Below are 21,367 nucleotides of genomic sequence, written 5' to 3' on the forward strand. Positions count from 1 at the left end.
TCGCCCTTAAAGATCGGGGTCGGCGGCGGCGAAGCGCTTACCCGGCCGTTGGCCCTATCTCCCGTCGGAATGACCGAGCCAGCCATCACGTTCTACCGGTTGCAGGCCTGTCCGTTCTGCGAGCGGGTGACCAGGAAGCTTCAGGAGTACGACCTGGACTACCGCTCGCGGTTCGTCGAACCGATGCACAGCGACCGCGACGTGGTCCAGCGACTCACGGGCAAGCGCACCGTGCCCGCCATCGTCGACGAGTCCACCGGCGTCACGATGTCCGAGAGCGCCAACATCGTCGCGTACCTCGACGCCACCTACGGCGAGCGCGGGATGGGGGGTGCCTGATGGACCTCGACTTCGACATCGTCGACCTCCCCGAGACCGACCACCCCGAGGAGGGCGACCGCGTCCCCGACTTCGAGCGCCCGCTCGTCAACGAGGAGTACTGGGAGGACGTCTCCCTCTCGGCACTGACCGACGAAGGGCCCGTCGTCCTCGTCTTCCACCCGATGGACGGCGCGTTCCCAGCGACGTACATCTGGAACGAGATCCGTGACCGCGGGTGGCTCGACCGCGACAACTGCGAGATCGTGGGCCTGTCCATCTCCTCGCCGTACGAGCACGCCGACCTGCTGGAGTCACGAGGGGTCGACGCGCGTCTCTACTCGGACCCCGGAAACGACGTCGCCGAGCAGTTCGACATCGTCAACGACCTGGACGGCATGGCCGGCATCGAGGAGCCCCGCCCCGCCGTTTTCGCCCTCGACGAGAAACGGGTCGTCCAGTACGCCTGGGTCGCGTCCCAGTGGCCCGACTTCCCCGATTACGACGAAGTCGGCGAGGCGATCGAAGAACTGTGACTTGCGGGGTCGTTTCGGCTATTCTGTGCCTTGCTAGGCGGTGGCGCGCGCTGTTGCGGCCTCCGTGCCACGACGGAGCCGCGCGAGGGATGAGGAGCGCAGCGGAGCGAGCACCGCAGTCGGTTGGGGAGGTGTGTGGTGCGGTGCTGTGCGGTGGTGTGGCCGTTTTCCTGGTGGACTGAAAGGGCGAGGCCTGCTCGCGGTGAGCGAAGCGAACGGAGTCGCCTGAGCGGGCACTATCCGAACGGAGTGAGGATATCCCGCTCGGCGGCCGCGAGCGGGTCGAGGGCTTTCATCGCTTACTGTCTCCACTGCCGGAATCAACTGCTAGCGAGCGGGTCGAGGGCTTTCGAGCTGGGCACTCACACCCCACAAACCCGGTTACACTGATGTCAGCGCCTACTGAAGTACGACCAGCGCATACAGAGTTCCAATGACAGACGACACACGGACGCCGGGCATCCACCACGTGACCTGTATCGCGAGCGACCCGCAGCAGAACCTCGACTTCTGGGTCGAGACGCTGGGGCTGCGACTCGTCAAGCGGTCGATCAACCAGGACGACCCGAGCACCTACCACTTCTTCTTCGCGGACGCGGAGGGGAACCCGGGGACGAGCATGACGTTCTTCCCCTGGGGCGAACAGACCGGACAGGGGAAGGTCGGCTCCGGACAGGTCTCCCGCACGGCGTTCCGCGTCCCCCAGGGGAGCCTCGACTACTGGGAGGATCGGTTCGACGACTACGGCGTCGACTACGACGACCGCGTCGAGCGATTCGGTGAGACCGTACTGCCGTTCCGCGACCCCGACGGGCTCCCGGTGGAACTGGTCGAAGTCGACATTCCCGAGGACGACCCGACCGTCCCGTGGACGGAGTTCGTGCCCGAAGACGCGGCGATCCGCGGGTTCCACTCGGTGACGCTCTGGCTCGTCGACCCCGAGCCCACCGAGGGGCTGCTCCGGCGGATGGGCTTCGAGGAGGTCGGTACCGAGGAGGCCGAGGGCGACACGCCGGGCGACCAGCGGACGCGGTTCGCCGCGCCGGGGTCGGTCGGGAAGTACGTCGACGTGTTACCGACCGTCCAGAGCGGGCGACAGGGACGGGGCACGGTCCACCACGTCGCGTTCCAGACGCCGACCGACGCGGACCAGGAGGCGATCCGCAAGGTCGCCCGTTCGGAGGGGTTGAACCCGACGACGCAGATCGACCGCCACTGGTTCCGGTCGGTGTACTTCCGGGAGCACGGCGGCATCCTCTTCGAACTCGCGACGAACGGTCCGGGCTACGACAGCGACGAACCGCTCGACGAACTTGGCGGCCGGCTCGTCCTCCCCGGGAAGTTCGAGGACCGACGCGAGCAGATCGAGGCGAACCTGCCCGACGTGACGATCCCGCGAGCGGAGACCGCGGAAGCCGACGACTGAGCGCGAACGGGGGTCGGGGCCCGAGAGACGCCCGTCGCGTCACGCTTTTCCCGCCCAGCGTCGGATCCTCGGATATGAACGACGTGGCGCGGGCGGCGCGGGCGATCGAAGACGGCGAGCTGGTCGTCTACCCGACGGAGACGGTCTACGGGCTCGGCGCGAACGCCGTCGACGCCGACGCCGTCGAGCGGGTGTTCGCCGTGAAAGGCCGGGCGCGGGACAAGCCCGTCTCGCTCGGCGTCCCGAGCGTCGAGCGCGCGCGGGAGTACACCGAGCCCACAGAGCGCGAACTGGCGTTCATGCGGGAGTTTCTGCCCGGGCCGGTCACCGTCGTCGTCGAGCGACGGGAAGTCGTACCCGACGTTCTCACGGCCGGACGCGACCGCGTGGGGGTTCGGGTGCCGGACCACGAGTTGGCGCTCGAACTGCTCGACGCGAGTGACGCGCCCGTGACGGCCACGAGCGCGAATCTCAGTGGGACCGGGAGCGTTCGCGAGGTCGCCGAGCTGAGCGACGAGGTCCGCGAGGCGGTAGGCGTCGTGCTCGACGGCGGTCGGACCGACGGGATGGAAAGCACCGTCGTGGACGTCGAGACGGGGGAAATCCATCGCCGCGGCGCGATGAGCGCGGAGATCGAATCGTGGCTCGACAGGCACGAGTGATCCGCCCTCGCTCGGTGATCCCGCGGGCTTCGGGAGCGATCGGGAGTCGTCTGTTCAGCCCCGGGGCACACGTCGGGGTCTCGAACAGTGCGCAGAAGTCCGCTGAGACAGACGCTGTACCGAGCGTCAGGAACGGCTCCGGGTGGCGATCTCCATCGCGAGCGGAGCGGCCGTTCAGCCCCTCCAGCCGTGGACGAACTGCGTCGGTTCGCCCTCGAACGCGTCGGCCTACTCCCTCGCCGCTCGGTGGGTGCGGAGTTGGGCCACCAGCGAAATTCCCACGAAGACAGTCCCGACGACGAGGAAGAGCGTGCCGACCCTCCCGTCGAGGCCGACCGGCCAGTCCCCGTTCAGGCCGTAGAGCGCGTGAGCGAGAACGCCCGCGACTAGCAGCAAGGAGCCGAGACTCAGAAACGACCCGAGGTTCGGGACCGGCCTGGTAGATTTAGCCATTATTATCCATGATATATCATACGCCTTGAATACGGATAACCCTTGGCCGAAAACGCGCGGACGATCGACCGTCCCTCGCTCCTGCGCTCGTCGGATCGCGTCGTCGACGACGAGCGACCACCGCTGTCGACTGGCCCCGACCGGATCGAGCGAACGGCGGGTCGCTAGAGCATCGATTTCAACGATCGAGTGACGACGCCGCACTGGCCCTGGTACTCGCAGGGCGAGCACTTCTGGCGGTTCGACGTGCGGGAGGGCGGGCCGTCGATGGCGTCGGCCGTCCGGACCGCCGACCGGTACGTCGCCTTCCGACGGGTGGTCAGGGGCACCTCGCGGACGACGCCGTAGGCGGGGTACTCGGCGAAGGCGGTCTCGACGGTCGTCTCGCGTTCCCAGGCGAGCGCCTTCGCCGCGGCGACGAGCCGGGCGGTCTGTGGCTCCCAGACGCCCTGCTCGGGCGGAGCGCCGGCGAACACCAGCGACGGCCGGGGCGGTCCCTCCAGCACCTTGTGTGCGACGCCGCGACACTCCCGGCCCTCCAGCACGACCTCTCGACCGGCGGGGTCGACCAGGTCGTCCCACGCGTCGAGCGTCGCCTGCAAGCGGCCCAGCCGCGAGCGGTACTGCGTCGGCGTCACCTCGATCGGTGCGGCCTGGATCTCGGGGTCCGACTCCAGCAGTTCCCGGTAGCGGAAGGCCAGGTCCCGGCGCGCGCGAACTTCCTGGGGGACGTCGTCGTCGGCCGCGGGGTCGCGGTGGCGGTAGTAGAGCTTCCGCGGGCAGTACGCCGCCGTCGCCAGGTCGCGAAACGTGTGCATACGACGGCGTGGCCGCGCTTTCGGTCATAAATGCTCGCCAGCCCCAACGCTCCCCGACTGCGGCAGTCGCTCGCGCAAAAAACGGAGCGCCGCTGGTCAGAACGAGACGTCGGTTTCGATGTCCTCGGCGGCCTCGTCGAGGCCGTCCTCCGTGATCTGGTCGGTGAAGTGGCCGGAGAGGGCGGCGTCGGTGAGGATCTCGTCGAATTCGGTCTGATAGCGGTGGTTCGCGGCCCGGGCGGCGTCCTGGGCGGCGACGACGTGCCGGTAGTGGCGGACCGTCGTTTCGTCGACGCCGAACTCCGCGGCGAGCGTCTCGTCGCTCGCGTCGCGGCGCCGTCGCAACTCGCAGACGTCGAACGGCGCGTCGGTGTCGTCCCCCCGGAGCAGGTGCAGGTCCATGCGTGCGCGGAACACCTCGTCCTCGGAAATCTCCAGTGCGTCGGCGATCGCCTCGTCGGACTCGTCGTCGTAGAACGCGCGCACGAGCCGGACGTAGGTCGCCGTCTCGAGATCGGTCGCGAAGTCGTAGCGGCCGGCGAGCGCCTCGATTACCCCCCGCAGGCGCTCCCGGATCGCCTCCTCGTCGTCCGTCTTCGCGATAGAGCCCCGCTGCTCTTCCTGGCTCTCCGTGACGGTCCCCTCGTCGGAGACGTCCATGAAGATGTCCCGCAGTTCTTCGGTCTTGTCGTCCATCCCCGACCATGAATCCGGGACCGTACACATAAATAATTGTTGACACCTGCGGCCGGACGACCCCCTCGCGCACGCCGCGGATCGACGCCGTCGGGCGCCCGACCAGCGCCACAGCGCGGCCCCGGCCCAGCGCGAAATCGACAAACTCCGCAACGATTGTGAACTGTTGTCGTGTGAATTCGTAGCAAGCTTTAAGCGGGCGGTTGCCCGCCATCTAGTATGCTCTTGCTCCAGTCGGGCGCGCCGACGCGCCCCACGTTCTGGGGGATCGGTCCGGTCGGGAAGGCGGCCTTCTACTATCTCGCCGCCCTCGCCATCGTCGTCTTCCTGCTCGGCGCCTACCGCCGCGTCGCCCGCTACGCCGAGGGCGACGAGGACCCCTTCCCCCGACTCGACGACCTGCCCGGACGGATCGTCGGCGCCGCCGGGACCGTCCTCTCGAACCGGACGCTGCGCGACCGCGACGTGGTCGCGGGCTTCGCCCACGCATTCGTCCTCTGGGGGTTTCTCACCCTGCTCATCGCGACGACGATCCTCGGCATCGACATGGACTTCTACCAGCCGCTGACCGGCGACTCCTTTTTCGTCGGCGACTTCTACCTCTCCTACTCGTTCGTCGTCGACGCGATGGGGCTGCTGTTCGTCGTCGGCCTCGGCGTGCTCCTCTACCGTCGCTACGCCGCGCGCCAGGGCCGCCTCTGGGGCCGCCACACCAGCGCCGAGGACGATCTGTTCGTCTGGGCGCTGTTCCTGCTGGGCGTCGGCGGCTACCTCACCGAGGGCTTCCGCATCCTCGGGCAGGGCTACCCGGACTTCGAGACGGTGAGCTTCGTCGGCTGGGCGACCGCCGTCGCCCTCGACGGCGCGGGGATGACCCCGGCGATGGCCGAAGCGACGTACCCGATCGTCTGGTGGAGCCACTCGATCCTCGCGCTCGCCTTTATCGCCGCGATCCCGATGGGCAAGCCCTTCCACATGCTCTCCTCGTACGCCAACGTCGTCACGCACGACGAGGACGCGGGCAAGCGCCTGCCGGGCGTCCCCGCCGACCTGGAGGCCACCAACGCCGAGTCCATCGACGACTTCAGCTGGAAGGAACTGCTCGACCAGGACGCCTGCACCAAGTGCGGCCGCTGTTCCGCGGCCTGCCCGGCCAAGGCCTCCGGCCGCCCGCTCGACCCGCGCGACGTCATCCTCGACCTCAAGAACTACCGGGAGGCCCGCGACGCCGGCGCGGAGGAGATCCCCATCGTCACCGACGGGGGTACCTCGGTGATCGCCGCCGAGACGATGGAGTCGTGCATGGCCTGCATGGCCTGTATGGACGCCTGCCCCGTCGAGATCGAACACCTGAACTCCTTTACCCGGATGAATCGCCAGCTCGTCGACCAGGGCGACCTCGACCGCAACGTCCAGGACACCTTCCAGAACGTCATGCAGCAGGGCAACACCTTCGGCGAGTCCCAGCGCAACCGCGCCGACTGGGCCGACCCGCTGGACGCCGAGCTCGCGGACGCCCGCGAGCGATCAGTCGAGTACCTCTGGTACGTCGGCGACTACCCGAGCTTCGACGACCGCAACAAGAAAGTCGCCCGCTCGCTCGCTCGACTGTTCGAGGAGGCCGACGTGGACTACGGCATCCTCTACGACGACGAGGTGTACGACGGCAACGACGTGCGCCGCGTCGGCGAGGAGTTCCTCTTCATCGAGCAGGCCGCGACGCTCGTCGACGCCTTCGAAGACTGCGACTTCGAGAAGATCGTCTGCACCGACCCCCACGCCTTCAACACCTTCGAAAACGAGTACCCCGAGGTCGACTTCGCGGAGTACGCCGACGACCCGATGATGGAGGTGCCCGAGGAGTCCTGGGACGGCGCCCCCGTCTTCCACTGGACGCAGGTCGTCGAGGACCTCGTGACCGACGGCCGGCTCGGTCTCCGCGGCGACGAACTCGACTACACCGTCACCTACCACGACCCCTGTCACCTCGGTCGGTACAACGGCGAGTACGAGGCGCCCCGGGACCTCGTCCGCGCGACCGGCTGCGAACTCGCCGAGATGCCCCGCAACCGCGACGACTCCTTCTGCTGCGGCGGGGGCGGGGGCGGCCTGTGGATGGAGTTCGACGACGACCCGAAACCCAGCGAGGAACGGCTGCGCGAGGCGCTCGAAGACACGAGCGCCGGCGGGCGGGTCGAGAAGTTCGTCGTCGCCTGCCCGATGTGTACCACGATGTTCGAGGACGGCCGCAAGACCGGCGGTTTCGAGGACGACATCGAGGTCGTCGACGTGGCCGAGTTGCTGATCGAGGCCGTCGAGGTCCGGGAGAACGCCGGCGTGGCCGCCGACGAAGCCGGTGCCGCGGAGACGGCGGCCGACGATTGAGCACACTGCGGGAACGTCATTCGGCGGCGACCGTCCCGGGGTCGAGTCGTTTCGCAACGACCCGGCCGCCGACGACATAGACGGAATCGTCGGCAGACTCGACCAGGGACACCCGGGACTCGAACTCCCGTTCGACCATCCGCTCGACGAGCGCGGACTCGCCGATTCGTGCTTTCGTCCGTTCGTCGACGGGGACCGACGCCATGGGCGAGTGTCGCTCACTATCTCGGTTGAACCGTCGCCGGGCCGGCGGTGTTCAGTACAGTGACCGTACCGAGCAGCGGAACTCGCCTGCTGTGACTTTCTGGATCAGCGACGACTGGTGCCCGTCGTGGCCTGGCAGTACTACCTGGGCCCCGAGGACACCTGATACCCTCAGCGCCGACGCAAGCTCACGAGTGCTGCACCGAGTAGAGCGACGAGCGTTATCCCAGCTCCGAATCCCGGTCCTGACCCCGTTGCGGTGGCCTGTATGTCACTTTTCTCCTGAACTTCGGGATCTCGCGGAGCGTAGTCTTCAGCGTCTATCACTCCGTCGCCATCGCTGTCCTGTATACCCTCGCTCGTCTCAGTGTCCCTGTTTTGAGCTGTCGTCGGTGTCTCAGTGGGCGTCGTCGTCGGCGTTTCGGTCGCTGTTACCGTCGGAGTGTCAGTCGGTGTCGCTGTCGGTGACGGTGTCGGAGTTGACTCGACCAGCGCGGGTGCGTCGCTGTTGACCCCAATCGACAGATTCCAGGAGTAGGGGAACTCGGCATCTTCCTCGTCGAACTCGTACATGCCGAGACAGAGGACGCCATCTTCTTCAGCGAATATCTTTGCAGAACCGACGACTCCGCTGTTGAACCCGTTGAGAGCGATATTCCTGGCGTTCGGTTTCGCGTTCTTCGTCTCAGATATACTTTCGTGTAAGCCATCGATACTCACGTGGAATCTATCCTCCTGTTTCGGCACGAGAACGCGTATGTTCACGTAGTCGCCCTCGTTCAATCTGACGCGTAGAGCGTCTCGGTCGTCTGGCGTCCCGATGTTCCCCTCGAACGTCCCGCCTCGAACAATATCGCCATCGTCACAGCGATCCGCGTAATCGTCATCGGCCGTCACGGGCTGAACAACGGCTGTACTTGCCACAACTACCAAGAGTATTGCTAGGAACAGAGGTTTTATTTGAGACACGGAGTCAATTGACCAAGTATCGAATTAATAATCTTCGATATCTTCCATATTCTTCATGGTTAATGCCCCGTCGTTGTCGGCCACCTTGCAAATCTCAGACGAACTGAAGATCGTCGGAGACCCGACACCGTTTACCCGCTCTACTCCCTGCGTTCGTCCATGCAAGTCGCGCTCGTCACGGTCGGCGACGAACTGCTCGCGGGCGACACCGAGAACACGAACGCGACCTGGCTGGCGCGCCAGCTCGCCGAACGCGGCGCCACCGTCACCCGGATGCTCACCATCCCCGACGACCGCGCCCTGATCGCCCGGCGAGTTCGCGAGTACGCCGACGCCTTCGACGCCGTGATCGTCACCGGCGGACTGGGCGACACCCCCGACGACGTGACGATCGAGGCCGTCGCGGACGCCTTCGACCGTGATCTGGAAGTCCAGCCGGAGGTGCGCGACCGGATCGCCGAGAAGGCCCGCCAGTTCCGCGAGGAGGACCCCGAGTACTACGAGGCCCACGACTTCGACCTCGACCTGGACGAGACGGCGGCGCTCCCGGAGGGCGCTCGCGCCCTGCAGACGGCCGAGAGCTTCAACCCGGGCTGCGTGGTCGAGAACGTCTACGTCTTCCCGGGGTTCCCCGAGGAGTTGCGGGTGATGTTCGATTCGGTGGCCGACGAGTTCGGGGGCGACGCCGTCTCCGCGTCGGTCGAGACGGCGACGCCCGAGGGCGCACTGAAGGACGTGCTCGACGGCGCTCGCGAGCGCTTCGACGTGGCCGTCGGCAGCTACCCGGCCCGCCGCGGGAAACCGGGACGGGTGAAGGTCACCGGCACCGACCCCGCGACCGTCGAGCGAGCCGTCGAGTGGGTGGACGACCAGGTCGCCGACCCCGAAGCGGCCACCGACCCCGAAGCCGACGCCGACGGCTGAGCGCACTGGCCGAGAACGAGCAGTTCGCCAGCCGGCGACGTCGCCGCTACGCGCCGTCCCAGTCGGACGCCAGCAGGCCGTACTCGACGCGGTCGACGTACTCACCGCCGACGAAATAGAAGTCTTCTCGCCGCCCCTCTTCGGTGAATCCCAGCCGCTCCAGGAGCGCGGCCGACCGGTCGTTGGTCGCCAACCGGCCCGCGTTCAGCCGGTGGAGTCGCCGCTCGTCGAAGGCGTAGTCGATCAGGAGCGAGAGGGCCTCCGTGGCGTACCCCTGCCCCTCGGCGTCGGGCGCCAGCCACGCGCCGACCTCGGCGCGGCCGGAGTCCGCGTCCATACGGAACAACGCGCAGAAGCCGAGGCGTTCGGGATCTGCCGCTGCCTCTTCCTCTCCTCTTTCACCGTCGTCGCCGACGCCGTCACAGATCAGCAGCCCGACCGTCTCGTCGTCTCCCTCGACGTACTCTTCGCGGGTCGCCTCGCGGTCCTGTGGGTGGACCCGCGGCATCGACTGCCGAACGGCGGGATCGTTGTGAGTCCGCTGGAGGAAGTCGAGGTCTTCCTCCTCCGGCGGCCTGAGCGTGACGCGGTCGCCCCGCAGGAAGACCGGACCGGGCATCAGCGGTCGCCCCCGTCGACGCGTGCCGCGTCCGGACCGCCCCACTCGTCGGCGACGAGACCGTACAGTTCGGCGTCGACGTACTCCCCGTCGACGTAGTACTCGTCGCGTCGTCGACCCTCGGACTCGAATCCCACTTTCTCCAGGACGCGCCGCGACCCGTCGTTGAACGCCAGGACGCGCGCGTCGACCTTGTGGAGGCGCCGCTCGGCGAAGCAGTACTCGACCAGTCGCTCGGCCGCCGCGGTCGCGTAGCCGTTGCCCTGGTGGTCGGGCGCGATCCAGTAGCCGATCTCGACGCTCCCGCGTTGCTCGTAGAGGTCGAAACAGAACGCCTCGCCGACTCGCTGGACGGACGCCGAGTCGTCTCCGTCGGCGGCGCAGACGAGGAACGTCTCGCTGTCGTCGTCGTCCTGCATCGCTTCGATCCGGTCGGCGATATCGTCGGCCGTGGCCGGCGCGCCGCCGCCGAAGCCGGGCCGAACGTCGGGGTGGTTCGCGTGGCGGCGGAAGAACTCGTAGTCGGACTCCTCGACGGGGCGGAGCGTGACGCCGTCGCCGCGGAGGAAGACGGGACCGGGCATACGCGGCGAGTCGCGCGGCCGGGGCGAAAGCGTTGGGGTGGCCTGAGAGCCGTTCCCGCGACCGCTCAGAAGAAGTTCAGGAGGCCGAGCGAGACGGCGTAGTGATACGCCACCGCGAGCCACGCCTCGAAGACGACCGTGCCGACCGCCGAGAGGGCGGCGAACTCGCGCACGTCCATCTCGGCGACGCCGGCGGGGACGGTGAGCATCCCCCGGGTGAACAGGAGCGCGTTGCTGGCGAGCACCGCCCACTTGCCCCAGCGGTCGAACCAGCGGTCGAAGCGGTCGAGCTTGGACTCCTCGATGCGGAACCACGGCTTCTGGAGCAGCCACTCGCGGCCGCCGCGCTTGGCGAGCAGGAACAACGAGACCTGGCCGAGCGTCGCGCCGACCGTCGCGACGACCATGATGAGGGCGATCGTGGCCCACTCGTACCCCGAGGGCTCGGTCGCGAGGAACTCGATGGCGCCGGGGACGAGCGCCTCGCTGGGCGCGAAGTACAGGAGCATCGCGCCCTCGAGGACGAAGATCGGGAGCAGGGCTGGGAGGCCGTAGTCGTCGATGAGCCGCTGGGCGAACTCCTCGTCGCCGAAGACGAACAGCACCACGCCGGCGATGGCGAGTGCGAAGAAGAACGCGGCGACGAGTATCAGGCCGTAGTCCTCGGCGAACCCGCGCAGTCGGGACCGGTCGGCCGATTCCAGCGACGCCATTCGTCTGACGGGTCGGAGCGTGCGGGCCAAATGTCTTCCGCTACTCCGCGTCCGCGGGGGAGAGCGCGTGGGGCGCGGCCGACGGTCGCACGGCACGGTTTTTACGGCTTTGCCCGCTACGTGGTGGTATGCGCGAACTCGTGTTCTCGCTCGATTACGAGCCCGGGTGCAACGAGGTCGCCGACGCCCTCGCCGCCCATCCCCAGGCGCGGATCCGCTCGCTCTCGCTGCACGCCACCGCCGAGAGCCTCTGGCGGGTCGACCACGTCACGGGGCCGGCCGAGGCCCTCGCCGCCGTCGAGGACGCCTTCCTGACCGCCGACTACTACGCGGACTGCCTCGCGACCGAGGACTGCGGCGCCAGACAGGAGACGCAGGTCCTCGACAGCGCCGACGACACGCTCGTCCTCTACTCCTACTGGGAGCGGGCGCCCGCCTGCGCCTCCGTCCCCCACATCGCCCTCGACTTCCTCGGCGACGGCCTCCTCTTCGAGACCCGCAACGAAGCGCGCCAGTACACGTGGCGGATCGTCCACGCCGGCGACGGGGACGTGCGGGCCTTCTTCGACGCCATCGAGGAGAACGTCGGGGAGTGCGCCGACCTCGAGGTCGAACGACTGACCGAGGCGGCGTCGCCGAGCGATGCGCCCCGCGACGAGGGCGACCTGCCGCCCGAACAGGACCAAGCACTCCGCGCGGCGGTCGAACACGGCTACTACGAGACGCCCCGCGAGGTCGACGTCGGCGACCTCGCCGAGACGCTCGGCGTCCCCCGATCCACGCTCACCTACCGACTTCGACGCGCCGAGGCCCACCTGGCCGAGCGACGGGTGGCCGAATCGCGCTCGACTGCGTCCCCGTCGACGCGACTCTGATGGGCCCTGCTCCGTGTCGGTTGGAATACTCCAACGAAGCAGTTGGAATATTCCGATAAACGCGTATCCGGCTCCGGCACCTAGCCGGTAGTAATGACCGAGAACGCAGGCGGAACGGGGGGCGGCCCGGGAGGACAGTCAGAGGAGCTGACCGCCCGGCTCTCCGTGCCGGAGATGGACTGCCCCTCGTGTGCGGGGAAGGTGGACAAGAGTCTCGGGCGGATCGACGGCGTCGTCGAGACCGACCTGCGGCCGACGACGGGGACGGCGACTGTCACCTACGACGCCGAGCGGGCCTCCAGAGCCGACGTGGTGGCCGCCGTGAAAGGCGCGGGCTACGAGGTCGTCAACGACGAGGCCGAAGCGGGCGACGGGGACGGATCGAACGACGCCGGCGGCGTCGAGGTCGCCCCGCCGACGGAGATCTGGACGAGTCCGCGGGCGATCAAGACGTGGATCGGCGCGGTGCTGGTCGCGCTCGGGCTCCTCGTCGAGTTCGTCCTCACGGGACAGAACGTCGCGGTCGCGAGCGTCCTCGACGTCCCGCTGACGGTCGCGGACGTGCTGTTCCTCGGTGCCGTCGCCGTCAGCGGCGCGCCGGTCGTCCGGAGCGGGTACTACTCGGCGAAGAACCTGAGCCTCGACATCGACCTGCTGATGGGGACGGCGATCGTCGCCGCGACCGGCATCGGCTACTTCGTCGAGGCGGCGACGCTGGCCGTCCTCTTCAGCGTCGCCGAACTGCTCGAAGAGTACGCGATGGACCGGGCCCGCGACTCGCTGCGGGAACTGATGGAGCTGTCGCCCGACGAGGCGACTGTCCGGCGGGAGGCCGCAGCGACCGACGGGAGCGAGGCCTCCGAACGATCGAGCGGGGAGCGCGAGCGACCCGCGAGCCGCGACGACGAGGAGGTGACCGTTCCGGCCGGCGACGTCGACGTGGGCGAGGTCGTCGTCGTCCGCCCGGGCGAGAAGATTCCGCTCGACGGGACCGTCGTCGAGGGCGAGAGCGCGGTCGACCAGTCGCCGATCACCGGCGAGAGCGTCCCCGTCGACAAGACCGCCGGCGACGAGGTGTACGCCGGCGCGATAAACGAGGAGGGGTACCTCGAAGTCGAGGTCACCTCCCTGGCGTCGGACTCGACGCTCTCGCGGATCATCGAGATGGTCCAGGGCGCGCAGGCGAAACAGACCGAGACCGAGCAGTTCGTCGACCGCTTCGCGGGCTACTACACGCCCGCGGTCGTCGTGCTGGCGATCCTGACGGCGGCGATTCCGCCGCTCCTGATCGACGAGGCGATCACCGTCGGACTCGCGGGGCAGACGCTCGTCTTCGCCGGTGACTGGGAGACGTGGTTCATCCGCGGGCTCACCCTGCTCGTGATCGCCTGTCCCTGCGCGTTCGTCATCTCGACCCCGGTCTCCGTCGTGTCGGGCATCACCAGCGCCGCGAAGAACGGCGTCCTCATCAAGGGAGGCAACTACCTCGAGGCGATGGGCGAGGTCGACGCCGTCGCCCTCGACAAGACGGGGACGCTCACGAAGGGCGAACTCGCCGTCACCGACGTCGTTCCGGCCGGCGAGACCACCGAGGCCGACGTGCTCCGGTACGCGGCCGGGATCGAGCGGCGGAGCGAACACCCGATCGCCGGCGCGATCCTGGCGCGCGCAGCCGCCGACGGCGTGGACGACCTGCCCGACCCCGACGGGTTCGAGAGCCTGACCGGGAAGGGCGTCCGCGCCGATTTCGAGGGCGAGACGTACTACGCGGGCAAGCCCGCGCTGTTCGCGGAACTGGGGTTCGACGTCGAGAGCGGCCCCGGCGCGACCGACGGCGGTACGGTCACCGAGGAACCCGAACGCGACGGGCGCTTCCCCGCCGACACGCTCGCCTCGCTGGAACGGGAGGGCAAGACGGTCGTCGTCGTCGGGACGGAGACGCGCCTGCTGGGCGTCGTCGCCATCGCCGACGAGGTTCGGCCCGCGTCGAAGCGCGCCGTCGCGCGCCTGCACGAACTGGGCGTCGAACGCGTCGTGATGCTGACCGGCGACAACGAGGGCACCGCGCGCGCCATCGCCGAGCAGGTCGGCGTCGACGACTACCGCGCCGAACTCCTCCCCGACGAGAAGGTCGCGGCCGTCGAGTCGCTGCAGGCGGCGTACGGCAGCGTGGCGATGGTCGGCGACGGGATCAACGACGCGCCCGCGCTCGCGACGGCCGACGTGGGCGTCGCGATGGGGGCGGCCGGAACCGATACGGCCCTCGAAACGGCCGACATCGCCCTGATGGGCGACGACGTCGGGAAGCTCCCGTACCTGTACGCGCTGTCCCACGAGGCAAACGGCGTCATCCGCCAGAACATCGTGGCCAGTCTCGGGGTGAAGGCCCTGCTCGCCGTCGGCGTGCCCATCGGCCTCGTCTCCGTCGCCGTCGCGGTGGTCGTCGGCGACATGGGGATGAGCCTCGGTGTCACCGGCAACGCGATGCGCCTGTCGCGCATCACGCCCGAGCGGTTCGAGTAGGAGAGCGCGGGGACGGTATGGCCGAGGCGGTGGTCTCATTACCGAGAGGCGACGACAACGGGGTATGGATCTCACACGCCGCCCGCGTCGGCTCCGGAGCGACGGCGTCCGACCGCTGGTTCGCGAGACGGACCTGTCGGCGTCGGACCTGGTCGCGCCGGTGTTCGTCGACGCGACGACCGACGAGCGCGTCCCGATCGAGTCGATGCCCGGCCACGAGCGGGTGCCCGTCGACGGGGCCGTCGAGCGCGTCCGCGAAGTCCGGGAGACCGGCGTCGAGGCCGTCATCGTCTTCGGGATCCCGGCGTCGAAAGACGCCGAGGGGTCGCGGGCGTGGGCCGAGGACGGCGTCGTCCAGCGGGCCGTCCGGGCGATCACCGACGAGACCGACGCGTACGTCGTCACCGACGTCTGCCTCTGCGAGTACACCGAGCACGGGCACTGTGGCATCGTCGAGGATCAGGCCCGCGAGGAGCCTCACCTGACCGTCGAAAACGATCGGACGCTCGAACTGCTGGCGGAGACGGCCGTCTCGCACGCCGACGCCGGGGCGGACATGATCGCGCCCTCCAGCATGACCGACGGGATGGTCGGGGCGATTCGCGAGGCGCTGGACGAGCGAGGCCACGAGTCGACGCCGATCATGAGCTACGCCGCCAAGTACGAGTCGGCGTTCTACGGGCCGTTCCGCGACGCCGCCGACGGCGCGCCGGCGTTCGGCGACCGCCGCCACTACCAGATGGACCCCGCGAACAGCCGCGAGGCGATGCGCGAGGTCGCGCTGGACGTCGAGGAGGGCGCGGACGTCCTGATGGTCAAACCCGCGCTCCCGTACCTCGACGTGGTCGCCGACGTGCGCGAGTCGTTCGACCACCCCGTCGCCGCCTACAACGTCTCCGGCGAGTACGCGATGCTCCACGCGGCCGCCGAGAAGGGGTGGCTGGACCTGGAGGCGGTCGCCCACGAGTCGTTGCTGTCGATCAAGCGCGCGGGGGCGGACATCGTCATCACGTACTTCGCCGAAGACGTGGCCGAGCGGCTCTGAAGCGGGCGGGCCAGCGCAACCACGTGCCCGATCCGAACCGCCCGGCGCGCGCGAGCGAAAGCGGGACCGATCCCGCCAGATCCGTCCAGTCCCGGTCGACAAACGTCAAATTCGAACCGGACGTTCGTCCGCTATCTGGACGGACGACAACCTATTATCCATAATATCATGGGATAGTTCTGACGCGCGTCTCATTATGCCCCCCATATTCCTACTTTTTCAAACATAGCCTTATGTAGTGAGGTTCCATGAGGTCCAACCGAGATGTTAGCTACGAACGTAGTGGGATTCGGTGAAAAGGTAGACGATCGCCAAGATAGAACGGGCCGTTCGGACCGGTCGGGGGTGACCCGCTGATGGCGGGCGCACTGCTGGCGCCGGCGGTCGACGCGGCCCTGCAGCTGGGGCCCGGGCCGGTCTCGAACAGCGTGAACTACGTCTGGATTCTGGTCGTGTGTTTCCTGATCTTCTTCATGCAGCCGGGGTTCGCGCTGCTGGAGAGCGGGCAGGTCCGGGCGAAGAACGTCGGGAACGTCCTGATGAAGAACATGACCGACTGGACGCTGGGCGTGCTCGTCTTCTTCCTCGTCGGGGCGGGCGTCAGCGCGCTCGTCGCCCAGTTGACGTCGGGTGCGGCGTTCGACCTCACGGGTGCGTTCGCGTACATGTCCGCGCCCGGCGAGAGCGGCACCGGCTGGATCGACTGGTTCTTCGGCGCCGTCTTCGCGATGACCGCGGCGACTATCGTCTCCGGCGCCGTCGCCGAACGGATGGACTACAGGGCGTACGTCTTCGTCGCCGCGGCGATGACCGCCGTCATCTACCCGGTCGTGACCGGCCTGACGTGGGGCGGCGGCCTGCTCGCGGGCGGTGACACGCCCGGGTACCTCGCGGACGTCATCGGCGTCGGCTACCTCGACTTCGCCGGCGCGACGGTCGTTCACATGGTCGGCGGCGTCGCCGGCCTCGTGGGCGCGAAGATGGTCGGCGCCCGCACGGGCCGCTTCGACGCGAACGGCGACAGCCAGCCCATCCCGGGCCACTCGATGCTGCTCGCCGTGCTCGGAACGCTGTTCCTCGCGTTCGGCTGGTACGGCTTCAACGTCGGCACGCAGGCGACGGTGCTCACCTCTGAAGGCGTCTTCATGGGCGGTGCGCTCGGTCGCGTCGTCCTGAACACGACGCTGGGGATGGGCGCCGGCGGCGTCGCGGCGATGCTCGTCTCCTCGGCCTGGCAGGGCAAGCCGGACCCGCTGTGGGCGGCCAACGGCCTGCTGGCGGGCCTCGTCGCCGTCACCGGCGCCGTGCCGCACGTCACCTGGTGGGGCGGACTCCTGCTGGGCGCGCTCGCCGGCGCGCTGGTGTTGCCGACCTACCGCTGGGTCGTCGACTCGCTGAAGATCGACGACGTCTGCGGCGTCTTCGCGGTCCACGGGAGCGCGGGCGCGATCGGCACGATCCTGATCCCGGTGCTCGCGGCCGACAGCGGTGGGGTCGCTATCCTCGGTGACCCCTGGACGTTCCTCGGCGTCGACCAGCTGATCATGCAGGTCGCCGGCGTCGCCGTCATCGCGCTCTGGACGGTCCTGGCGACCGCGGTCGCGTTCAAGATCGCGGACGTCCTCTTCGGGCTGCGCGTCTCCACCGAAGAGGAAGAGATCGGCCTCGACGAGAGCGAACACGGCGTCTCGACGTACCCCGAGTTCGTCGCCGGCGGCAGCCGGGAGGGACCGACTGTGAGTGCGGACGGCGGTGAGGTCCGCACCGACGGCGGTTTCGCGAGCGACACGAACGACACCTCGTCAGAGCTCCACTCTGACGGCGGCGTCGCGGACGACGCCGCAGTCGACGCGTCCGCCGCAGTCGACGGGGGTGAGACCGATGAGTGACGACGACATCAAGATGGTCGTCGCGGTCGTCCGTCCGGACAAGCTGGGCGACGTGAAGCAGGCGCTGGCCGAGGCCGGCGCACCGTCGCTGACAGTGACGAACGTCTCCGGTCGTGGCTCCCAGCCGGCGAAGACGGGCCAGTGGCGCGGCGAGGAGTACGTCGTCGACCTGCACCAGAAGGTCAAAGTCGAGTGCGTCGTCGCGGACATCCCCGCACAGGACGTCGTCGACGCCATCGCCGACGCCGCCCAGACGGGCGAGCCCGGCGACGGGAAGATATTCGTCCTCCCCGTCGAGGACGCGGTACAGGTCCGGACGGAGGAGTCGGGGCCGGAAGCGGTCTGACGGTCGATGTCCACGGACATCGACGACACGGACCGGCGGATCCTCGACGCCCTGCTGGCCGACGGCCGGGCGAGTGCGAGCGAACTCGCCGAATCCGTCGGCGTCGCGACGGCGACAGCGACCAAGCGCCTCCAGCGCCTGGAAGAGTCCGACGTCGTCGACGGCTACCAGCCCGAGATCGACTACGAGGCCTTCGGCTACGAGGTGACAGCCGTGTTCCGGCTCGACGTGGCCGGCTCGGGCCTCGAAGCGGTCGTCGCGGACCTCCGGGCGACCGGTCACATGACCGGCGTCTACGAGGTCACCGGGAACGACGACGTCGTCGCCATCGGCAAGTTCGAGGACACCGACGCCCTGAACGCCCAGATCAAGGACCTGCTCACCCACCCCGAGGTCCGCTCGGCCCGGACGAGCATCGCGCTCGAAACGGTGTGTGAACACGACCCGCCGCCGGTCAGCCCCGCCGACCCCGAGTAGCCGGGCACCCCCGCCGCCGGGTAGCCGGGCACCCCCGCCGCCGGGTAGCCGGGCACCCCCGCCGCCGAGTAGCCGGGCGGTCTTGTTCTCGCCGGGTAACCGGGCGGTCCTGTTCTCGCCGGGTAACCGGGCGGTCCTGTTCTCGCCGATATCCGAGCGATACCGCCGTCGCCGAGTAGCCGTCGAGGCTGCACCTGATCACTTTTTCGTCCGACTCCGATCGGATCGTCACGACTACCGCGCGAGAGCGTGAACGCCGGATTTCGCGGTTTTTGCCGGCTCTGGTGGTTGACGACCGTCCAGATCCGGCGTGGACCGACAGTCAATTCTGTACGAATTACAACCTTTAACACGTAATATTCTACCGTAATTTTGACGAGCGTCTACATATTTCCTGAAATTTCCGTTATTGTAAAGCAAACGCTTATACGATGTGATTCCGCACAGTTTCTCCGTACGCTTCCGTTACAAACGAAGCGATAACACGGCCACGGATGGACAATAACGCAGCATCCAGGCCCAATTCCAAACGAAACCACATCATGATCGGACTCACTCCGTTGCAGACCGAGACGCAGACGGTGCTCGACGCGATAAACACCACCTGGGTACTGGTGGTCACGTTCCTGATCTTCTTCATGCACGCCGGCTTCGCCATGCTGGAGGCGGGGCAGGTCCGCTCGAAGAACGTCTCGAACCAGCTGACGAAGAACCTGCTGACCTGGAGCATCGGGGTGACGGTCTTCTTCCTGATCGGCGCGGGCGTCGATAGCCTCGTCGGGGGGGCGGGCTTCTCGCCGGCGTTCGCCGCCGAGAGCGCGGCCGACTGGATCGGCTGGCTCTACGGCGCCGTCTTCGCGATGACGGCGGCGACCATCGTCTCCGGCGCCGTCGCCGGTCGGGCGAAGCTCCGCGCGTACGTCGGGTACACGTTCCTGCTGGCGGCGGTCATCTACCCCGTCGTCTCCGGCATGGCCTGGTACGACGCCGGCTTGCTCGGCATCGACGGCGCGGTCGGCTCCGCCATCGGCGCGCCGTTCGACGACTTCGCTGGCGGGACGGTCGTCCACGCGATGGGCGGCATCGCCGGCCTGACGGCGGCGTGGGTGCTCGGCCCGCGCATCGGCCGCTTCAACGACGACGGCACGGCGAACGTCATCCCGGGCCACTCGATGACCTTCGCCGTGCTCGGGACGCTGATGCTCGCGTTCGGCTGGTACGGCTTCAACGTCGGCACCTCTGCCATCTTCAGCCCCGAAGGCGCCTTCCTCAGCGAGCAGCTCGGTCGCGTCGCGATGAACACGACGATCGCGATGGCCTGCGGCGCGATGGGCGCCGGCGCCGTCGCGTGGGCCAAGACCGGCAAGGTCGACACCCTGTACGTCGCGAACGGACTGCTCGCCGGGCTCGTCGGCATCACCGCCATCCCCCACGCGTCGTCGTGGTGGGGCGCGTTCCTCGTCGGCGGCCTCTCCGGCGCGCAGCTGCCCGTCGTCTTCGCGTTCGTCGAGAAGCGCCTGAACATCGACGACGTCTGTGCGGTCTTCCCCGTCCACGGGTCGGCCGGCGTCCTCGGGACGCTGCTGCTCCCGGTCGTCGTCGCACCGAGCTACCTCGCCGACGCTGGCGTGACCAGAGTCGAGATGTTGCTGGCCCAGTTCGCGGGCGTCGCCATCATCGCCGGCTGGACCATCGTCACGACGGGCCTCATCTGGGGCGCCTTCAAGGCCCTCGGTCAGGCTCGCGTCAGCCGCGGCCACGAGCAGGACGGCCTCGACGTCAGCGAGCACGGCGTCGAGACCTACCCCGAGTTCGGCGACGAGGGCGCGGCGGTCACGGACGGAGGGACGGTGCGAACGGACGGAGGGGTTTCGGAGAGCGACCACGAAATTCGGACCGACGGCGGTGTCGAGCAGCGCGGTGACGAGGTGATCCGCACGGACGGAGGCTACGACATGAACGAGACCGAACACGAGATCCGCACGGACGGAGGAGAACCGAACGACGGAGAGATCAAGATGGTCGTCGCGATGGTGCGCCCGGACAAGCTGGGCGACGTGAAACAGGCGCTCGCGGAGATCGGCGCGCCGTCGCTGACGGTGACGAACGTCTCCGGCCGCGGCTCCCAGCCGGCGAAGAAAGGCCAGTGGCGCGGCGAGGAGTACGTCGTCGACCTGCACCAGAAGGTCAAAATCGAGTGCGTCGTCGCGGACATCCCCGCACAGGACGTCGTCGACGCCATCGTCGAGGGCGCCAACACTGGCGAGAAGGGCGACGGCAAGGTGTTCGTCCTGCCCGTCGAGAGCGCGACCCAGATCCGCACCGGCAAGACCGGGCGCGACGCGGTCTGAGGTCCCCGTGCCCCCGCTCTCTCAGGACGAACGCGACCAATGAGCGACATCGACGACATCGACAGGCAGCTGGTCGACGGGCTCCTCGCCGACGGTCGAGCGAGCGCGAACGAACTCGCCGAGTCCGTCGGCATCGCCACGGCGACCGCCACGAAGCGCATCCGGGCGCTCGAAGACGCCGGAATCATCGACGGCTACCGGGCCGAAGTCGACTACGAGGCCTTCGGGTTCGCAGTGACAGCCGTCTTCCGGCTCGACGTCGCCGGCGACGGACTCGGGGCGGTCGTCGACGACCTCCGCGAGACAGGTCACATGATCGGCGTCTACGAGGTCACCGGCGGCGACGACGTCGTCGCCATCGGCAAGTTCGAGGACACTGACGCCCTGAACGCCCAGATCAAGGACGTTCTCACCCACTCGCGGGTCGAGGCCGTCTCGACGAACGTCGTGCTGGAAACCGTCTGCGAGCACGACCCGATCGCCCTCGCGACCGAAGAGTGAGGACGGGCCCGGCCGCTTGCTGGACCCGGGAGTGAATCGGTCCCGCGAGCGGG

The 21,367-nt window shown here is 68.3% G+C and carries 23 protein-coding genes; 15 read left to right on the forward strand and 8 right to left on the reverse strand.

What is annotated here, in order from left to right; all coding sequences use genetic code 11:
• Window positions 1–69 precede the first annotated feature (69 nt).
• The 4 genes from ACMGFE_RS11330 to ACMGFE_RS11345 all read left to right on the forward strand — a co-directional run bounded on the left by ACMGFE_RS11330 (window position 70) and on the right by ACMGFE_RS11345 (window position 2,942).
• Window positions 70–339 (forward strand): glutathione S-transferase N-terminal domain-containing protein, encoded by a 270-nt coding sequence (locus ACMGFE_RS11330; RefSeq protein WP_436925308.1) that lies wholly within the window; start codon window positions 70–72, stop codon window positions 337–339.
• Entirely contained in the window at window positions 339–854 is a 516-nt protein-coding gene (locus tag ACMGFE_RS11335) for a redoxin domain-containing protein (protein ID WP_436925309.1), read from the forward strand. Before ACMGFE_RS11330 ends, ACMGFE_RS11335 begins: the two co-directional genes overlap by 1 nt.
• A 433-nt stretch (window positions 855–1,287) precedes the next feature.
• The gene (locus tag ACMGFE_RS11340; RefSeq protein WP_436925310.1) at window positions 1,288–2,280 is read left to right on the forward strand and encodes a ring-cleaving dioxygenase; all 993 of its coding nucleotides are present in this window, start codon (window positions 1,288–1,290) and stop codon (window positions 2,278–2,280) included.
• Window positions 2,281–2,354: 74 nt separating this feature from the next.
• On the forward strand, window positions 2,355–2,942 hold the full coding sequence (locus ACMGFE_RS11345) for an L-threonylcarbamoyladenylate synthase (RefSeq protein ID WP_436925311.1): 588 nt from the start codon (window positions 2,355–2,357) through the stop codon (window positions 2,940–2,942).
• A gap of 228 nt (window positions 2,943–3,170) precedes the next feature.
• Here the strand turns inward: ACMGFE_RS11345 and ACMGFE_RS11350 are convergent, their stop codons facing one another.
• Window positions 3,171–3,395 carry a hypothetical protein gene (locus ACMGFE_RS11350; RefSeq protein WP_436925312.1) on the reverse strand — a complete coding sequence of 75 codons (225 nt, stop codon included), beginning with the start codon at window positions 3,393–3,395 and terminating at the stop codon, window positions 3,171–3,173.
• Between the two features lie 42 nt (window positions 3,396–3,437).
• On the opposite strand from ACMGFE_RS11350, the gene ACMGFE_RS11355 reads away from it, so the two are divergent.
• Window positions 3,438–3,563 carry a hypothetical protein gene (locus tag ACMGFE_RS11355; RefSeq protein ID WP_436925313.1) on the forward strand — a complete coding sequence of 42 codons (126 nt, stop codon included), beginning with the start codon at window positions 3,438–3,440 and terminating at the stop codon, window positions 3,561–3,563.
• Here ACMGFE_RS11355 and ACMGFE_RS11360 read toward each other — a convergent pair.
• Both ACMGFE_RS11360 and ACMGFE_RS11365 read right to left on the reverse strand, forming a co-directional pair.
• Window positions 3,560–4,213: a CRISPR-associated protein Cas4 gene (locus tag ACMGFE_RS11360; protein WP_436925314.1), complete on the reverse strand. Its 654-nt coding sequence runs from the start codon at window positions 4,211–4,213 to the stop codon at window positions 3,560–3,562. The two genes, ACMGFE_RS11355 and ACMGFE_RS11360, sit on opposite strands and share 4 nt — an antisense overlap.
• Before the next feature lie 96 nt (window positions 4,214–4,309).
• Window positions 4,310–4,909 carry a conditioned medium-induced protein 4 gene (locus tag ACMGFE_RS11365; RefSeq protein ID WP_436925315.1) on the reverse strand — a complete coding sequence of 200 codons (600 nt, stop codon included), beginning with the start codon at window positions 4,907–4,909 and terminating at the stop codon, window positions 4,310–4,312.
• Between the two features lie 219 nt (window positions 4,910–5,128).
• Between ACMGFE_RS11365 and ACMGFE_RS11370 the strand changes: the two genes are divergently transcribed.
• The gene (locus ACMGFE_RS11370; RefSeq protein ID WP_436925316.1) at window positions 5,129–7,294 is read left to right on the forward strand and encodes a heterodisulfide reductase-related iron-sulfur binding cluster; all 2,166 of its coding nucleotides are present in this window, start codon (window positions 5,129–5,131) and stop codon (window positions 7,292–7,294) included.
• Window positions 7,295–7,310: 16 nt separating this feature from the next.
• On the opposite strand, the gene ACMGFE_RS11375 is transcribed toward ACMGFE_RS11370, so the two are convergent.
• Together ACMGFE_RS11375 and ACMGFE_RS11380 are read right to left on the reverse strand one after the other, a co-directional pair.
• Window positions 7,311–7,499 carry a hypothetical protein gene (locus ACMGFE_RS11375; protein ID WP_436925317.1) on the reverse strand — a complete coding sequence of 63 codons (189 nt, stop codon included), beginning with the start codon at window positions 7,497–7,499 and terminating at the stop codon, window positions 7,311–7,313.
• A 170-nt stretch (window positions 7,500–7,669) separates the two neighbouring features.
• Entirely contained in the window at window positions 7,670–8,467 is a 798-nt protein-coding gene (locus tag ACMGFE_RS11380; RefSeq protein WP_436925318.1) for a PGF-CTERM sorting domain-containing protein, read from the reverse strand.
• Between the two features lie 159 nt (window positions 8,468–8,626).
• On the opposite strand from ACMGFE_RS11380, the gene ACMGFE_RS11385 reads away from it, so the two are divergent.
• A complete protein-coding gene (locus ACMGFE_RS11385; RefSeq protein ID WP_436925319.1) occupies window positions 8,627–9,391 on the forward strand; it encodes a competence/damage-inducible protein A in 765 nt (254 codons plus the stop codon).
• 46 nt (window positions 9,392–9,437) lie between these two features.
• Here ACMGFE_RS11385 and ACMGFE_RS11390 read toward each other — a convergent pair whose 3' ends face one another.
• The 3 genes from ACMGFE_RS11390 to ACMGFE_RS11400 all read right to left on the reverse strand — a co-directional run bounded on the left by ACMGFE_RS11390 (window position 9,438) and on the right by ACMGFE_RS11400 (window position 11,307).
• Window positions 9,438–10,010 carry a GNAT family N-acetyltransferase gene (locus ACMGFE_RS11390; RefSeq protein WP_436925320.1) on the reverse strand — a complete coding sequence of 191 codons (573 nt, stop codon included), beginning with the start codon at window positions 10,008–10,010 and terminating at the stop codon, window positions 9,438–9,440.
• Window positions 10,010–10,594, reverse strand: coding sequence for a GNAT family N-acetyltransferase (locus tag ACMGFE_RS11395; protein ID WP_436925321.1), 585 nt, complete (start codon window positions 10,592–10,594; stop codon window positions 10,010–10,012). Before ACMGFE_RS11395 ends, ACMGFE_RS11390 begins: the two co-directional genes overlap by 1 nt.
• Before the next feature lie 65 nt (window positions 10,595–10,659).
• Complete coding sequence (locus ACMGFE_RS11400; RefSeq protein WP_436925322.1) at window positions 10,660–11,307, reverse strand: DedA family protein; 648 nt, start codon at window positions 11,305–11,307, stop codon at window positions 10,660–10,662.
• Between the two features lie 128 nt (window positions 11,308–11,435).
• Here ACMGFE_RS11400 and ACMGFE_RS11405 point away from each other — a divergent pair, with 128 nt between their 5' ends.
• From ACMGFE_RS11405 to ACMGFE_RS11440, 8 genes are all read left to right on the forward strand, one after another.
• Entirely contained in the window at window positions 11,436–12,182 is a 747-nt protein-coding gene (locus tag ACMGFE_RS11405; RefSeq protein WP_436925323.1) for a helix-turn-helix domain-containing protein, read from the forward strand.
• A 93-nt stretch (window positions 12,183–12,275) separates the two neighbouring features.
• The gene (locus ACMGFE_RS11410) at window positions 12,276–14,705 is read left to right on the forward strand and encodes a heavy metal translocating P-type ATPase (protein WP_436925324.1); all 2,430 of its coding nucleotides are present in this window, start codon (window positions 12,276–12,278) and stop codon (window positions 14,703–14,705) included.
• Window positions 14,706–14,769: 64 nt separating this feature from the next.
• Complete coding sequence (gene hemB / locus ACMGFE_RS11415; RefSeq protein ID WP_436925325.1) at window positions 14,770–15,750, forward strand: porphobilinogen synthase; 981 nt, start codon at window positions 14,770–14,772, stop codon at window positions 15,748–15,750.
• A gap of 371 nt (window positions 15,751–16,121) precedes the next feature.
• Window positions 16,122–17,639 (forward strand): ammonium transporter, encoded by a 1,518-nt coding sequence (locus ACMGFE_RS11420; RefSeq protein ID WP_436926087.1) that lies wholly within the window; start codon window positions 16,122–16,124, stop codon window positions 17,637–17,639.
• Window positions 17,632–17,985 (forward strand): nitrogen regulatory protein GlnK1, encoded by a 354-nt coding sequence (gene glnK1, locus ACMGFE_RS11425; RefSeq protein WP_436925326.1) that lies wholly within the window; start codon window positions 17,632–17,634, stop codon window positions 17,983–17,985. Before ACMGFE_RS11420 ends, glnK1 begins: the two co-directional genes overlap by 8 nt.
• 6 nt (window positions 17,986–17,991) lie before the next feature.
• A complete protein-coding gene (locus ACMGFE_RS11430; RefSeq protein ID WP_436925327.1) occupies window positions 17,992–18,462 on the forward strand; it encodes a winged helix-turn-helix transcriptional regulator in 471 nt (156 codons plus the stop codon).
• A 542-nt stretch (window positions 18,463–19,004) separates the two neighbouring features.
• Window positions 19,005–20,813, forward strand: a complete 1,809-nt coding sequence (locus tag ACMGFE_RS11435) for an ammonium transporter (RefSeq protein ID WP_436925328.1) — start codon at window positions 19,005–19,007, stop codon at window positions 20,811–20,813.
• Window positions 20,814–20,852: 39 nt separating this feature from the next.
• Window positions 20,853–21,314 (forward strand): winged helix-turn-helix transcriptional regulator, encoded by a 462-nt coding sequence (locus ACMGFE_RS11440; RefSeq protein WP_436925329.1) that lies wholly within the window; start codon window positions 20,853–20,855, stop codon window positions 21,312–21,314.
• Window positions 21,315–21,367 lie beyond the last annotated feature (53 nt).

The organism is Halosimplex amylolyticum, assembly GCF_051414035.1.
Classification (GTDB): Archaea; Halobacteriota; Halobacteria; order Halobacteriales; family Haloarculaceae; genus Halosimplex; species Halosimplex amylolyticum.